This is a genomic window from Pedococcus bigeumensis (genome assembly GCF_006438965.1).
Taxonomy (GTDB): domain Bacteria; phylum Actinomycetota; class Actinomycetes; order Actinomycetales; family Dermatophilaceae; genus Pedococcus; species Pedococcus bigeumensis_A.
On record NZ_RCZM01000006.1, the window covers coordinates 252,568 to 267,111 of the forward strand.

Sequence of the window (14,544 nt, forward strand, 5' to 3'; positions counted from 1 at the left end):
CCGATGCGACTTCCCGTCGATGACGAGATCTACAACGTCAACGCCGTCTGGCTGGGCCCGCCCAACAAGACACTGCCCTTCCGAGCGCGCTACGTCGCGTACGCCGTGGGCGCCCTGGTCTTCGTTCTCCTCCAAGTCATCGAGCGCAGGCTAGGCATCGGCCTGGGGTTCTTCAGCCTGGCGTACACCCTGCTGGTCACCGTCGGGCTAACCCGACTCATCCTCAACGTCGTCGACGCAGACCGACCGCTCGGCTCGGTCGTCGCCGGATTTGCCCACGAGGTCGGCGCACCGCGAGAGCGCACCCGACACACGGTGGGCCTCATGCACCCGGCTCGGGTACGTGCCGTCCCCACACGCCTGAGCCGGGCCCAACGCAAGGCAGCCCGTCTGCAAGCCAGGTCCGCATCAAGAGAGGCTCCGTCATGAGCAAGCCAGGGATATCGCTGCGCCGGATCAGCGGCCATTGCACGGTGACCGCCGACAGGATCGTGGCTTGGTACCTCCTCGATCCGCAGGGGTGGTCGTTTCGGCCGGACAGCGTGCGGGAGCAACTGATCATCGACGGTGCGGATGCATATGCCCAACTGGTCAAGCGTCAGCTGCACATCCGGGTCACGACCAGGCCCTACCCGGTCAGCCGTTGGGCCGCCGCGCACGACGAGAACGCCCCGGCCCCTCTGCCCGGGTGGCGAAACCACCTTCTGACCGACCAGCGGCACCTGTCGGGTCGCAGCATGGCCGACAAGGAGGTCTACGTGGGCGTGGAGATCCCCGCACGCAAGGGCCTCTACAAGGCGCTCGGCGGGCTGGCCGGCACGTTTTCGGACCGAGAGGTCTCGGCCCTGTCCAAGGAGATCCGCGTCACCGACGAGATCATGGCCGCCCCGGGCATGGACGGCGCACCCGTCACACCTCGCGAGCTGGAATGGCTGCTGCACCGGTCTTGCTCGCTTGGCCTGCCCGCACCTCTGACCCTCGGGGCTGTCGACGACGGCCGCTGGGAGGAGGAGGACCTGCACGAGTTCACCGACCACGTCCAGTGGTTCGCCGAGCCATACGCGCGCACCCTTCGCGTCATCGGTGAAAACGAGGACCAGCGCGTCGAACGGCACGTGTGCGTCCTGTCCGTGGGCAGGATGACGGACTTGGAGATCCCGGCCGGGATCCCATGGATGCAGCGCACCGACCAGCTCGGCTTCCCGGTCGAGTGGTCCGCCCGGGTCACGATCGAGGACTCCGCGAAGGTCGGGATGGCGATGCGTCGCAACATCCAGAAGATTCGCGCCCAGAAGGACCACTACGAGGTCGAGCACCACGAGCCCGCCCCCGGGGCACTGGACCGTCAGGCCGACAAGGCCCTGGGCGTTGAGGACGAGATCTCGATGGGCCTGTCCGGGCTGTCGACCCGTACCACCGGCTGGTACCGCATTGCGGTCTCCGGAGCATCGGAAGAGGAGGCACTCGAGCGAGCGAGCCTGCTGCGCAAGCTCTACACGCCCCAGATCACGATCGCCCGCCCCGCGGACCAGTACGCCATCGCACGCGAGTTCATCCCCGGCGAGAAGCTAGCGTCCACGGCATACAAGCGCCGTATGCCGGTGACGACCCTCGCGGCCGCCGTCCCCGCTGCGACCGCCAAGGTGGGCGACCGGGTCGGGATCCACCTTGGCGAGACGTCCGGCACCAGCGCCCGCGTGGTCACGTGGGAGCCGTGGGAGAGCACCGAGACCCGGGAGGAGTCCGGTCTCGCGGTCCTGTGCGCGGGTCTGGGCGGGGGCAAGTCCACTGCCGGCGGCAACATCATCTACCGCACCGTCATGCAGGGCGTCCCGTGGACTGTGCTCGACCCCTCTGGTCGACTGACCGCGTTGTGTCGCCTGCCCGAGCTGGCGGAGGTATCCCAGGCGATCGACCTGCTCGACGCCCCTCCCGGCGCACTGTGCACCTACCGCGTCATCGCTGAACCTCGACGTGAGCACTACGACTCCGAGCTGGACTGGCGCACCGCACAGAACCAGACCGAGGACACCCGCCGCCTGCTCACCTCATCGGTACTGCGGGCAATGCTGCCGCGCCAGCTGCAGGACCACATGCTGACCGAGGTGGCCTTGATGCGTGCTGTCGGTGCGGTGTCAGCCAAGCACACCGCATCCACCCACGAGGTCGTCGACGCACTGACCCGACTGGACGGAGACCCGGACCTGCGCCGCCACGCCGGGTACATTGCGGACTTCCTGAACGAGGCTGCCAAGACCAGCCACGGCCGGTTGATCTTCCCGTCTGGCTACCAGCAGGACTACGGGCGGGAAGACCCGCTGTTGACCGTGTACAGCCTGCGCGGGCTTGCCCTGCCTGACGAGTCCACCGCCAACAGTGAGGACCTCGACGAGCGACTGTCGATGTGCGTGCTCTACCTCGCCGCGTGGCTCACCCAACGCGGCATGTACCTCGGAGATGTCAACGCCCGCAAGGGAATCTTCATCGACGAGGCGTGGGCGCTGTCCACCTTCAGCACCGGCCGTCGGTTTATCGACCGAGCCGCCCGCGACTCCCGCAAACACAACACTCGCGTGCTGATGGCCTCGCAGAACCCCGCCGACCTGCTCAAGCTGGACCTGGCCAACTTGATCTCGGCCGCGTTCGTCGGCCGCCTCACCGGTGAGGACGCCCAGACCGACGCCCTGCGGTTCCTGCCCGGCATCCGCGACGGAATGGGCTACGAGTCGATCTTCGGCACCCTGTCCCGCCCGACCCGTGAGGGCCGACGGGGATCGCGTGAGTTCATCTTCAGCGACGGCACCGGCGGCATCGAACGGATCCGCATGGACCTGTCAGCCCACCCGCACCTGCTGGCCGCACTCAACACCACCGCCCAGCCCGATCAGGCCCGCAACCGGGTGGCGCGCCCCGAGCTCACCGCCGCCCCAACGACTGCCGAGGACGAGTCCGAGAGGGAGAGTGCCTGAGATGGCTGCAGCGTGGGGGGTCGTATGCCGCATGCTGGCCATCGGCGCGATCCTGGCCGGGGTCGGTGTGGGTCTGGCCGGGGCAGCTTCCGCAGCACCGACCATCCCAGGAGTGCCGGACTGCAAGGACGCACCCACGGCGCAGCTGCCCGGTTCCGGGATCACCGGGTTCCTCGACGAAGGGCCCGAGACCCCACCGGAACCTCGCGACCCGTTCGCCGACCACCCCTCGACCAGCGTGTACGAGCAATACGGGTACGCCGGACTCGGGTGGCACACCTACGACCTCGGTTGCGGTGGTGGCCTGCGCGACGTCGAGGCCAGCATCGACACCGCGACCGGCAACTTTCTGATGTCGACCGCGACGTGGGGCGCCGCAGCCACCAACGGGTTGCACAATAAAGTTGCCCACCCCGAGGAGTACATGGCCCCGCTCGACGACGTCGTTGCCGGCGTAACGCAGCGGCTCCACGACTCGATCTGGTCCCCGTGGGGCGCCACCGCACTCGTCGGAGTCGGTGCCTTGCTGCTGTTCTACTCGATGAGCGGTCGACTGTCGTCGGTGACCTCCGCCGCCGCCTGGGCACTGCTGGTGTTAGCGATCGTCGCCGGCATCGGCCAGTACCCGACCCGGGTCGCCACCTTCTTCGACAGCACAGTCACCTCAAGCGTCTCGGCCATCAGCAGTGGCGTCAGCGGCCTGACCAACCTGCCCGCCTCGTCCGACCCCGCGCGCGCCCAGGGCGCCTTGGTGGTCGACCGCGTCCTGTACGACAACTGGCTGCGCGGCGAGCTCGGCTCTACCGATTCCCCCGCGGCCAAGAAGTGGGGGCCGGACCTGTTCAAGGCCAGCGCCTTCACCTGGGCCGAAGCGCGCCAGGCAGAGCAGGACCCCGAAGCAGGCAAGCGGATCGCCGAGAAGAAGGCCGAGAACTGGAAGAAGACCGCCGCCGAGATCGAGAAGCAGGACCCGGTCGCGTACGGCTACCTGCAGGGGAAGGCAGGTGGTCGCGCAGGAACCGGGGTGATGGTCGCACTCGGGTCTACGTTCAGCCTGCTGTTCCGGCTGGCCGCCGACATCTTCCTCTTTGCCGGTCTGGTCATGCTGCGGCTACTGGTAATGCTGTTCCCCGCTATCGCCGTCGTCGGGGTCATGGCCCCGATGGCATCGATCGTGCGGCGCGTGTTCAGCATGGGCGGTGCGGCCGTGGTCAACGTGGTCGCGTTTTCTGCCGGGTCCGCGGTCCACGCCACGATCATCTCGGCAGTCCTGTCCCGCGCCACCACGACTGGCATGGGCGTCCTGGGCATCGTGCTCTGCATGGTGACGACCGTGGCCGCGTTCATCGTGCTGTTCCCCCTGCTGTCGTTCACCAACATCCTCGGTCACTCCGGAGGCCCACGCTGGGCCAAACGTGGTGGGCGTGAGATCTGGAACTACACCTCCCGGCGACTGGCCACCCAACATGGCGTCGACGCGGCCAACGAGGATGCCAACCAGAACAGGAAGGCCGATGGCGACGAGAAGGCAGCCACGCAGGACACCGGTGTCCACCGTCGCTACCGTCACACCGGGCTTCCCGCCGAAGCCTTCGGACGACCCGCATACTTGCCCACGATCGCCGATTCCGAGAGAGCCCTGCCTGCGCCTCAACACCTGCAGCTCAGCTCGGTTGAGGCACCCAGGCCCGCGCACTCCGTCACCGCGAACCAGGACCCCACCTTTGCCCCCGACTTTGCCGAGGCGGACGCCGATCGCGAGGGCCTGGCATACGCCCTTGCTGGTCAAGTCCAGAAGGCGCAGCCGGAACCCGATCCTGTGAAGGTCCGCGCCACAAGCGGGGAGACCCCGATCAGCGGCCGGATCGTCCCTCAGATCCCAGCGGACGCCCGTGAGATCCCGAACCTCGCCCACGACTCGCACACGCAATTCCGGCGTGACGGTGTCGGTCCACGCCTCTACGACCCCGACACCAAGCAGACGGTCCTGAGCCTGCAGAAACGAGTCGAGGAATGAACGCCGGACGAGTCGGCCGCGCCGTGCGATGGCCGCTGTGGTCATGGCGCAACCTGACCGTGACGGCCGTGCTGGCGCTCGTCCTGCTCGCGAGCCTGGGCCGCCTGACCAACGAAGTGGGAGCCTCGGCCGCGCCTGCCCCGCGGCCACCGCTGACCGCGTCCGTGCCCACCGTGCCCGCCGCGACGACCACCCCCAGCGCCCCGACGACAGCCGGATCGGTTATAGAGCGCCCGAGTTCAACCACGCCAACCAAGGTCACGACTGGCTCCCCGGTGGCAGTGGCCACCGCGTTCGTCACTGCCTGGTCGACCACCACCCACGGGGAGACGCCGTGGCTGACCGGCATGAAACCCTGGGGAACCCCATCCCTCATTTCGTCCCTCACGGGAACTGACCCAGCCCAAGTCCCAGCCACCCGAGTCACCGGTGACGCTGCCCTGAAGTCGATCAAGAGCGCCACCGCCACGGTCAGCGTGCCCACCGACGGGGGCCGCATCGCCGTTGATCTGGTCAACCAGAGCGGCACGTGGAAAGCCAACACGCTCGCCCCGGACGACGCCCCACCCGGTGCCCCAACCCCGTCGCTGTCACCAGCCACAGCGAGCTCAGGGAGCTGACATGCCGGCCCCGCTGGTAGCAGCCGCCGCGCAGATGGCCCGCAAGGTCGTTTTGCGTCGCCTCATTCGCCTAGGGCTCATTGTCCTCCCCGTGGTCATGGTCGGCGCCCTCGCGATGGGGCTGATCGTCCTGCTGCTGTTCAACACCGGAGATAGCGACTCAGGCACGGCCCAGGTCGCCGGGAACTGCTCTACCGCTACCACAGCCTTCGCTGCGACCTCAGGCGCCAACGCCCAGGACCTAAGCGGGGAGCAGCTCGCCAACGCCCAGACCATCGTTGCGGTTGGCCGCCAGCTCAACGTGCCGGCCTACGGCTGGGTCATCGCCGTCGCAACCGCCCTGCAGGAGTCCAGCCTCACCAACCTCGACCACGGTCACCTCGACAGCCTCGGCCTCTTCCAGCAACGCGCCGGCTGGGGCTCAGACGCCGACCGGCTCAACCCCGAGACCGCCGCCCGGATGTTCTATGAAGGCGGCAAGGGCGGTCAGAAGGGGCTGGTCCAGATCCACGGTTTCGAGGCCATGCCACTCACGAGCGCGGCCCAGGCGGTACAAGCCAGTGCGTTCCCCGACGCCTACGCCAGATGGGAACCCCTCGCGCAACAGATCGTCGCCAGCCCGGCCGTGCTGTCCGCCACCTGCTACGCCAATGCCGACTACACCGGCGACGGCACCCAAGGCTCCAACGCAGTCGCCTCAGCCCTGCAGTTTCTCGGCACTCCCTACAGCTGGGGCGGTGGAGGCATCGGCGGGCCAGGGAACGGATTCGGACCGGGCAGCGCAACGGTTGGTTTCGACTGCTCCTCCCTGGTCCAATACGCCTACCACCAGGCCACCGGACGGACACTTCCCCGGGTCACCGACGCTCAAGCCGCCGCCCTGCCCCACGTTTCTCCTGGCTCTCACCTTCGAGCTGGCGACCTGCTGTTCTTCCACTCACCCGGCGACGCGCCCGGCAGCTACCACCACGTCGGCATCTACGACGGGCAAGGCGGGATGGTCCACGCACCGCGTACCGGCAAGACGGTCGAGGTCGTCCACGACGTACTCAAGGATCCCTACTACTCGTCCCAACTCGCCCTGGTCGCCCGCCCTGACGGCTCGACGGACGAGGTTGGATCAGGATCCCAGCAATGACCGGCGCAGAGTTCGATGATCTCGCTGAGGCGGAAATGACCGATCGTGACGGCTCTGTGGGGCGCCTCAACGACCACTTCCCGGCACTTCTGATTCGCCGCGCGCTCGGCCTCAACGAGCCCCTCACAGGGCGACGGGCTCGGTTCCTGATGACCAGCTACACCCATGACGGCAACTGGCTTGCCCACGGCTGGAAAGACAGTCTGCGGATCGTGTCGGAAGTGGTCCCCAAGGTCAGAGGCGTTGACGAGCCCGCCGTCTGGGTCCAAGAGGAGCGGGACTACTACGGCGATTGCGAGAGCACTAATCGCTTCGCCGTCGGGCGTTCACGCGTTTGGGTCGAGCAATATGTCTCCTCCACCACTCCGGCCGAAGACCCGGGTTCGGTCGTCTGGTTGGACAACCTCAACAGGGACCCCAATACGCCGGAGCTCCGAACCCTTCACTCAGTGCAAGGGCACCCCGACCCCGTGGGCGCCCGCGTCGTCGTTGCAGGGGACAGCGTCGAAACCGATCTACGAGCGGTCAGCCCCGTCCGCATGACCAACGACGGCGACCTCGCCATCACTGTCATGGCCGAGCGCGACTGGTACCGATGGGCACGCGACTACCCGGCCGAACCTCACCCAAGCCTGCGTTGGGAGCACGCCTCCAACGTCTGGGTGGAGTAATCCCATGCTTGCCGTCTGTATGGTGGTCCTATGCATATGTGCATCGGACGACTCCGTGGGTGACCTGGCTTCCAACGCAAGGGTTGGAAACGAGCTGCGCGGCATCCGCGAGCAGGCGGGACTTTCGGGGTCGGCAGTGGCCCGCGAACTCGGGTGGTCCCAGTCCAAGGTCTCTCGCGTCGAGACCGGCCGGTTCGGCGCCTCGATCGGCGAAGTCGCGACCCTGTTGGACTACTACGGCGTTGCAGAAGAGATCCGTGCCGAGACCCTCAGTTGGGTAGCTCGAGACGATGGTGCGCAGGGAGCATGGGTCGTTAGGGCTGGTGGTCCACGGCGTCGCCAGGCTGAGGTCGGTGCGGTCGAGGCACGCGTGAAGCGGCTCCTGCAGTACCAAGCTCTGTGGTTCCCGGGCCTGCTTCAGTCGCCCTCGTATGCGAACGCGATTGCCAAGTCCGGACGCTTCCCATCACCCGAGGGCATCGCTGCACGACGACAGGCGCGACAGGACGCTCTCCGGAACCGGCGCAGAGTGGTGTACCAGGTCGTCGTCGAGCAGGGTGTCCTCGAGCGGAGCCCTGGCAGCCGGGCCACGATGCACGAGCAGCTGAGCGCCGTCCTCGATGTCGTCGACGAGGGGATCGTGGACCTTCGCGTCCGACCCGCCCAAGGTGACCGAGCGGCATACGCAGCAGGTTCCTTCGTCCTCTACGACTTCGCAGAAGGCACTCCCGTCGTCCTCGTAGAAGCGCAGACGGCCGACCTCTACCTGTCGTCTGAGACCGACGTGGCCGCCTATCGACGACTGTTCCGCGACCTTCAACGAGACGCGCTCGACAAGGACGCCTCACGGCTCCTGATCGAAAGGACTCGGCGTCAACTGGCGTCGTGAACCCATCTGAGGGGAAATCCGATGGATGAGAAGTGGAAGTCAGCCCGGTGGCGCAAGAGTGTCCTGAGCGACAGCGGCGGATGCGTGGAAGTCGCCTTCGCCGACGGCGCCGTTGGTGTGCGTGACACCAAGGCGGAGGGCCACGGCCCGATCCTGGAGTTCAACGAGCAGGAGTGGCGTGCGTTCACCGGCGGCGTCGCACTTGGCGAATTCGAGTACGACAGGCTGCGCACGAGCTGATGAGCAATCCTGTGGAGATGCGTCAGCCTGTCGAGACCCCCGGAGTCGGCGGTCTCGGCAGGCTGCTCGCGTCCACGGGAGTTTCGATCGCAGGACAAGGGATGGTGCTGGCAGCCGTGCCCCTGCTAGCCGCATCACTCACCCGGAACCCCGTGGGGGTCTCCCTGACCGTCGCAGCCGGGTATGCCGCGTGGCTAGCCGTGGGTCTGCCCGCTGGAGCACTCGTGGACCGGTGGCCGCGGCGAAGAACCATGGTGCTGGCCGATGTTGCAAGGGCCATGTTGTTGGCTGGGCTCGCGATCGCTGTGGCTCTTGATGTCGCATCGCTGTTGATGCTCGTTCTGGTTGTCTTCGCGATCGGAGTAGCCAGTTGCTTCTTCGACCCCGCGGCACAGGCAGCCATCCCTCAGGTGGTCGGTCGCGAACCGGGCGTTCTCGCGCGAGCAAATAGCCGCCTGTGGTCACTCGACCTCGTCGGTCGGTCGCTGATAGGACCGCCCCTCGGTGCCGCCCTCTTCGCGCTGGCCACGGTGTTGCCATTCGCCAGCAACGCCCTCACCTTCGTGGTGTCGGCTCTCCTGCTGGCGGGACTGGGTGGCGTCGACCGTGCCGAGGGCCGATCAGCGGCCCCCGCCGGAGTGCGCGCCGCCATGAGGGAGGGCGTGCGGTTCCTGTGGAGGCATCGCGAACTGCGGGCACTGACCCTCGGGATGGCCAGCTTCAACCTGACCTACAACATCGCCTTCGCGCCCTTGGTCCTCTTCGCACAGGACCGCCTCCACCTGGGCGACCGGGGCTTCGGCCTGCTCCTCGCCATGATCGCAATAGGCGGTCTCCTCGGGGCTTGGCTGGCTCCGCGCATTCAGCGACGCCTGACGAGCCCGCGCGCCTACGCCTTCGGCCTACTTGTGCAGGGCATCGCGTGGGGCGCCATGTGGATGTGGCCCAACCGTTGGCTCGCAGGAGCTGCTCTCGTGCTAATTGGGCTGTCTAGCATGACTGTCACCGTCATCGGAGCCTCAGCGCGACAGAGCCTCACACCGGACGATCTCCTGGGTCGCGTCAGCGCCGGCACGCGCACCCTAGGTCTCGGCTCGGCAGGTGTTGGCGCACTGCTCGGCGGACTCGTCGGCAACGCGGCTGGCCTCGGCGCTCCGTTGCTCATGTCATTCGCCTGCGCTCTGGCGGCTTCGGCCTACTTCGTCAGCCCACGTCGATTGGCTCAACGCTGATGGGCGCCTTTACCTCGACGTCGCGGAGCTTGGGCGCTTTAGACCGAATGCAACGAGGGCGAATACGAGCGCACCGAAGTAGTCAATGGGTGCCCACGTGCCCCTCTCGAGGGTCACTGGTACGACGGGGTTGAAGAGGATCGCCAGTCCGATGAAGACGACGAGCCCGACCTCCCGACCTACAGGTTCACCTACATGCGTGCCGTTCCATTCGTGGAGAACATAGGAAACGCCGAGCGCCGACGCGAACACGATCCACCTCAAGCTCGTGTAGAAGCCGTAAGGATGATCGCCGAGCGCCAAGAAGAGCATGATGGTGCTGATCGCGGCCGGAGCGGCGTGCGGGCGAAGTCGCCAGAAGGAGTCCTGAGGCTCGTCCCGGGTGGCATCCGGAGTGAGCGATGGGCCTGCGCCCGCCCCGCGCCCTGGAATCTGTGAACTGGCGGCCCATGAAAGAGTCGCCTCGATCTCAGGGGAGGGACTCTCCGTGGCAGCAGAGACGTCACGCGCACCTCCTTGCGTGGCCTCATCTGTCAAAATCGCCTCCTCGACCTGATGCGCTAGGTCGCGAACCGCCTCGTCAAAGTCCAAGTCCAGGGCCGGACCTCGCTCGGGCCCCAACTCGAGCAGTATTGAGTGCAGTCGCTTTCGCGACCAGTCCTTCGCAGCATCCCTGGCCGCCTCACCCCGGAGGCGATGCGGCAACTCCTCCGTCGAAGGAAGTTGCTCCCGCAGGAACGGAAAGCGCTCGAAAACGCTACTGGCAAACCATTCGGATCCTGGATCCAGTCTGCGCCAGTAGTCAGCCTCAAGCTCGTCGATGATGTCGCGGATCAACTGGATCCCAGATTCGAGATCGAATGGGAAGTCGATCGATACACGGGCCGAAGAGCCATGAAATTCGAGCGTCATCTGGAACCCTGGCCCCTTGTTGGGCTCTCGCTCCTCGTCCAGCCACTCGTATTCGGAGAACCAAAATCCCTGATTGCCCATCGAGCTGTTCGTCCAGCCACTCGACCAAGTCATCGTCTGAGGTGGCGGACGCCTTGAGATGGACTTCTTCCATGTTGGCAACGACGCTCGTGGCACCCGCGCGAGCCGCCAAGAAGGTGGCCACATCTTGGTGGAGCCGCCGACTCGCGGCGACGATGTCCTCCTTGGAGGCGGGAAAGTCAAGTGGTTGCACGACAAGAAGGCCGATCAAGTCCAAGCCGATCATGAGCGGAGTTGACTGCTGCGCCCCAGCGGTGGCATCGATGCTCTGGAGGCCGAAGCCGTCAGGGGGGATGCCTGCGCACTTTGCAACGTCCGCCGCGAACTCCTCGAGGTCTGGGAAGCCAAGGCCCTGCATCAAGTTGGCGATCGAGCTCCAAGCGATCTTGGACGCAACTTCGTCCATGCACCCTCCTAGAACGGACAGAGATGTCAGGAGTATCGCGCAGGGCACGCGGGCCCGGACAAGGTTCCGCGAATGGGCGCAGCCACTTCAAACGGGGCACTGAGGTTGTGGTCGGTGCTAAAGGATTGCTCGTCGTCAACGACGGCGATTAGCCCATGGCCTCTGGTCGCCACTTCTCGATTTTTGAGGTTGCGTAAGGACGCCAAATCACTTCAAAAGCGTTGACGGAGTCGCTTGGTTCTCCGGCGTCGGAGTCAAATCCGCCTGAATACGATGCGACCCAACCTGCCTTTTCGTGCTGCGGGATAGTCTTTATGGCGTAGTTCATCCCATGCTCCTCGATGAAGCTCTCGTACGTGGAAGGGGACTCCGCTTCAGCTATTTCCTTGTCCGTGACGACTTCCACCAGGAATTTGTCCGTACCCTCGATGTGGGCGATGTCCGTAATGATCATCTTCACCTGATCTTTGTACGCAACGGTCGAATAGTCGATCTTTCTGGTGTAGACCCAGTATTGGTTTAGTGCGGCTGGACCCTGGTTTCTATCAGTAATGACGATCTCGTATTTCGGTCCTTGGTATTTGTATGCCACGGCCTCGGACGCCGACACTGTCGACCCAGGCGGCGTCTTGGACGGTTGAACGTTCGGTACGACCGCGGCCTTGGTCGGTAGCGTGGCTGGATCCGAGGTGGCGCCTCCGCCCTGGATCCCGGCTACAACGCCGACGAAGACCATGAGTAGGACCAGACCGCCCGACCCTGCAATGAGGCGCAGCTGCGTCTTCGGCTCCAGACGGCGGAAGGCCGCCCAGCTCTTGCCGGCGAACGCCGCAAGTTGCTGCCAAGGGTCTTTCGGCTTCACGCGGCGGAAGGTCATCTCCCTCCGCAACGTCCCCTGGCCTTGGGTGACGAATTCCCAGCCCGCCTTCTGCCACTTCGCGATGGTGCTAGCTTCTCTTCCGCGGATCGTCTGCACGGACTTGAACTCATACTCTGCATGGTCCCCAACCGTGGGGGTACCAGGTCTCAAATCGGACTTATCGCTCGTGGGCACGTCGTGACGATAGCAACGGTGCAGCCCCACGAAGGGTGCTTTGACGAGCTTGGCCGGTCAAATGAGGCGAGCAGGTGGTGCTTGAAGAACGCATCAGGGTCCGGCTGGCAAGCTGTACCTATGCCCGACAGTTCACTGCCTGCCCTAGGTCGGCTCACCCGTCTGGTACCCCGTGACGTGTGGCCTCACGAGGCCCACAGCTTCACGCCGTGGCTACTCAATAACGTTGACGTTCTGAGCGACTTGCTCGGCATGGATCTCGCCCTGGATGTGGCGGAGCACCCCGTAGGCGGATTCAGCCTTGACCTCATGGGCCGGGACGAGGCAACGGGAGAGGTCGTGATCGTTGAAAATCAACGTGAAACGTCCGACCACGCTCACCTCGGACAGATCCTCACGTACGCAGCCGGGACGGATCCCACGACCATCGTTTGGGTCGCCGCAACGTTTCGACCAGAGCATCGAGCGGCGATCGACTGGCTGAACGCTCGAACGGACGAGAACACGCGGTTCTTCGGTGTCGAGCTCGGAGTCGTGCGGATAGGGCAGTCCGAGCCAGCGCCGTCGTTCCGACTCGTCGCCCAACCCAACGACTGGGAGAAGACGGTTCGGGCGGCGACCAGTCAGGCCGAGGCAACGGGCAAACAGCTTCTGTATCGATCCTTCTGGAGCCGCTGGATCGAGGTCCTGCAGGCCGAACGGCAGGGCTGGTCCCGGGCAACTCGTCCCCCACGGGACTCTTGGTTTTCTATGACAGCCGGAACGCCCGGGGCCACGTACTACACGTCATTTACGAAGCGCGGCCTCTCCAGTGAACTGGTCTTCGAATCAACTGACGCGGAACTCAACCTCAGCCGATTTCACGCCCTCGAGACCGACCAAGCAAGGGTGGAGCGGGCCTATGGACAGCCACTTAACTGGCAGGAGCTTCCCGAGCGTAAGGCGACCAGAGTTGCGGACTACCTGCTCGATGCCGACGTGAGCGTCGAGGAGAACTGGAATCACTACCTCGAGTGGCTGCTTGACCGACAGACCCGGCTTCGGGGCGCGCTTGCGGCGGTTGGTGGCGTGCCGCGATCCTGACTGTCCCAGGCATTAGGCGCGCACGTCCTTAGCGCCCATGGCTAGGAACGGGAGAACGAGGACGCCTCTAAACCATCACGCGAGCTGGATGCCTTGCCCCTCGCGCTTGAACATGTGTCCGTAGTGACCCACGCGCGCATGGATCTGCTGAGCTTCGACCGGACGGCCGTCATCGCATCTTGTACAGGCCGATGGCGGTCGATGGCGGTCGCCAGGTCCGCGGGGTTCCGGGAAACCGGAAGGGGCAAGGGACACCTCCGGAGAGCCTGAGCCGCTACTCAGAAGAAACCTCCTGTTGTGCCAGCGACTTCAGGTAGTCCGTCAGGGCGGTCGTTACGTCGTAGCCCGGGTCCGGCTCGATCATCTGGTTGATAACGCCGAAGAACCCGTAGGCCGCGAGGCTCCATTCCTCCGGTCCGTTGGGACCCTCCAATATCAGCGGAGCGTCAACGGTCGCCGCAGAAATCAGCTGTCTCAACCCCAATCCTTCCACGACTGCCGCACCCACTGCAGCGAGCCGCTCGAACCCCAGGTCGGGTTCGCGGAGTCGGTAGCCGAGGATGGCAGACATACCCTCGTAGAACACGGCCATGTGCTGGATGAAAACGGCCTCAGCCTGCTGTAGCGAATCTCGGACGCGAGTGCGACGATCCTCGTCTGGCATTGAGAGGATGGTCGCGGTTAGCGCCACATATGTGCGCCACTGAGCTGAAGCCACTAGGGCCGAGAAGTTCTGGTTGGCAGCCCGCCTCACTATCTCGCGTAGCAATTGCTCTCGTCCCCCGGATGTCTGCAGCAGCTCGAGGCGCTCGGCCACGACGTTCCGAGCAAGCAGGATGGTCTCCTCATCGAACGCCGCCGTCCCTTGCCAGCTTGGCCCAGCCAAGTCGCAGAGGAGGTCCACTTCGAACTCCTCCTTCCGAGGCCACGCGCGGTACAGGCTTGTGCGGGATACCCCCGCCTCCTTCATCACCATGTCGAGAGTGATGTCCAGCGTGACGCTGACCCCGCCTGCGCGCTCCACAATCCGTTGTGCGGCATCTAGCAGCCGCCGACGCAGTCGCTCCATCGACTCGGAGGTAGCCTCGCCCGTCTCCATAGGACTCGCCGTTTCGCTCATATCACTCACTGTCGCTCCCGTGGTACATCTTGTTCCATTGATGGGGCAAGGCTATTGCTTTGCGGCTCACCATCTTCTACTCTTGGGGCTAACCTACCCGGTGATGGGCCCC

13 protein-coding genes are annotated in these 14,544 nt (G+C 65.3%); 10 read left to right on the forward strand and 3 right to left on the reverse strand.

The annotated features are described in order from the left end of the window. Positions 1 to 3 precede the first annotated feature (3 nt). From EAH86_RS17600 to EAH86_RS17640, 9 genes are read left to right on the forward strand one after another with little or no spacing between them, the layout of a single operon-like run. Positions 4 to 429, forward strand: a complete 426-nt coding sequence (locus EAH86_RS17600; RefSeq protein WP_140743150.1) for a hypothetical protein — start codon at positions 4 to 6, stop codon at positions 427 to 429. Then, complete coding sequence (locus EAH86_RS17605) at positions 426 to 2,969, forward strand: ATP-binding protein (protein ID WP_140743152.1); 2,544 nt, start codon at positions 426 to 428, stop codon at positions 2,967 to 2,969. The genes EAH86_RS17600 and EAH86_RS17605 overlap by 4 nt, the downstream gene beginning before the upstream one ends. 1 nt (position 2,970) lies before the next feature. Continuing rightward, positions 2,971 to 4,986 (forward strand): hypothetical protein, encoded by a 2,016-nt coding sequence (locus EAH86_RS17610; protein ID WP_140743154.1) that lies wholly within the window; start codon positions 2,971 to 2,973, stop codon positions 4,984 to 4,986. Then, positions 4,983 to 5,606, forward strand: a complete 624-nt coding sequence (locus EAH86_RS17615; RefSeq protein WP_140743156.1) for a hypothetical protein — start codon at positions 4,983 to 4,985, stop codon at positions 5,604 to 5,606. The genes EAH86_RS17610 and EAH86_RS17615 overlap by 4 nt, the downstream gene beginning before the upstream one ends. A 1-nt stretch (position 5,607) precedes the next feature. After that, entirely contained in the window at positions 5,608 to 6,744 is a 1,137-nt protein-coding gene (locus EAH86_RS17620; RefSeq protein WP_140743158.1) for a C40 family peptidase, read from the forward strand. After that, positions 6,741 to 7,415: a hypothetical protein gene (locus EAH86_RS17625; protein WP_140743160.1), complete on the forward strand. Its 675-nt coding sequence runs from the start codon at positions 6,741 to 6,743 to the stop codon at positions 7,413 to 7,415. The genes EAH86_RS17620 and EAH86_RS17625 overlap by 4 nt, the downstream gene beginning before the upstream one ends. A gap of 55 nt (positions 7,416 to 7,470) precedes the next feature. Further along, positions 7,471 to 8,304: a helix-turn-helix domain-containing protein gene (locus EAH86_RS17630; protein WP_161988693.1), complete on the forward strand. Its 834-nt coding sequence runs from the start codon at positions 7,471 to 7,473 to the stop codon at positions 8,302 to 8,304. A 21-nt stretch (positions 8,305 to 8,325) separates the two neighbouring features. Beyond that, the gene (locus tag EAH86_RS17635; protein ID WP_140743164.1) at positions 8,326 to 8,544 is read left to right on the forward strand and encodes a DUF397 domain-containing protein; all 219 of its coding nucleotides are present in this window, start codon (positions 8,326 to 8,328) and stop codon (positions 8,542 to 8,544) included. Next, the gene (locus EAH86_RS17640) at positions 8,544 to 9,776 is read left to right on the forward strand and encodes an MFS transporter (protein WP_140743166.1); all 1,233 of its coding nucleotides are present in this window, start codon (positions 8,544 to 8,546) and stop codon (positions 9,774 to 9,776) included. Before EAH86_RS17635 ends, EAH86_RS17640 begins: the two co-directional genes overlap by 1 nt. Before the next feature lie 9 nt (positions 9,777 to 9,785). Here the strand turns inward: EAH86_RS17640 and EAH86_RS17645 are convergent, their stop codons facing one another. Both EAH86_RS17645 and EAH86_RS17650 read right to left on the reverse strand, forming a co-directional pair. Then, a complete protein-coding gene (locus EAH86_RS17645; RefSeq protein WP_140743168.1) occupies positions 9,786 to 10,769 on the reverse strand; it encodes a DUF6804 family protein in 984 nt (327 codons plus the stop codon). Between the two features lie 554 nt (positions 10,770 to 11,323). Beyond that, entirely contained in the window at positions 11,324 to 12,229 is a 906-nt protein-coding gene (locus EAH86_RS17650) for a hypothetical protein (protein WP_140743170.1), read from the reverse strand. Positions 12,230 to 12,481: 252 nt separating this feature from the next. On the opposite strand from EAH86_RS17650, the gene EAH86_RS17655 reads away from it, so the two are divergent. Then, positions 12,482 to 13,312, forward strand: a complete 831-nt coding sequence (locus tag EAH86_RS17655; RefSeq protein ID WP_206665874.1) for a DUF4268 domain-containing protein — start codon at positions 12,482 to 12,484, stop codon at positions 13,310 to 13,312. 274 nt (positions 13,313 to 13,586) lie between these two features. Here EAH86_RS17655 and EAH86_RS17660 read toward each other — a convergent pair whose 3' ends face one another. After that, positions 13,587 to 14,432 carry a TetR/AcrR family transcriptional regulator gene (locus EAH86_RS17660; protein ID WP_140743174.1) on the reverse strand — a complete coding sequence of 282 codons (846 nt, stop codon included), beginning with the start codon at positions 14,430 to 14,432 and terminating at the stop codon, positions 13,587 to 13,589. Between the last annotated feature and the right edge of the window lie 112 nt (positions 14,433 to 14,544).

Excerpts from the sequence above, each read along its gene's own strand:
- EAH86_RS17635 (WP_140743164.1), top strand. The coding sequence starts at position 8,326 with ATGGATGAGAAGTGGAAGTCAGCCCGGTGGCGCAAGAGTGTCCTGAGC.
- EAH86_RS17600 (WP_140743150.1), top strand. The coding sequence starts at position 4 with ATGCGACTTCCCGTCGATGACGAGATCTACAACGTCAACGCCGTCTGG.
- EAH86_RS17660 (WP_140743174.1), bottom strand. The coding sequence starts at position 14,432 with ATGAGCGAAACGGCGAGTCCTATGGAGACGGGCGAGGCTACCTCCGAG.
- EAH86_RS17620 (WP_140743158.1), top strand. The coding sequence starts at position 5,608 with ATGCCGGCCCCGCTGGTAGCAGCCGCCGCGCAGATGGCCCGCAAGGTC.
- EAH86_RS17640 (WP_140743166.1), top strand. The coding sequence starts at position 8,544 with ATGAGCAATCCTGTGGAGATGCGTCAGCCTGTCGAGACCCCCGGAGTC.
- EAH86_RS17605 (WP_140743152.1), top strand. The coding sequence starts at position 426 with ATGAGCAAGCCAGGGATATCGCTGCGCCGGATCAGCGGCCATTGCACG.
- EAH86_RS17655 (WP_206665874.1), top strand. The coding sequence starts at position 12,482 with ATGGATCTCGCCCTGGATGTGGCGGAGCACCCCGTAGGCGGATTCAGC.
- EAH86_RS17615 (WP_140743156.1), top strand. The coding sequence starts at position 4,983 with ATGAACGCCGGACGAGTCGGCCGCGCCGTGCGATGGCCGCTGTGGTCA.
- EAH86_RS17610 (WP_140743154.1), top strand. The coding sequence starts at position 2,971 with ATGGCTGCAGCGTGGGGGGTCGTATGCCGCATGCTGGCCATCGGCGCG.
- EAH86_RS17625 (WP_140743160.1), top strand. The coding sequence starts at position 6,741 with ATGACCGGCGCAGAGTTCGATGATCTCGCTGAGGCGGAAATGACCGAT.
- EAH86_RS17645 (WP_140743168.1), bottom strand. The coding sequence starts at position 10,769 with ATGGGCAATCAGGGATTTTGGTTCTCCGAATACGAGTGGCTGGACGAG.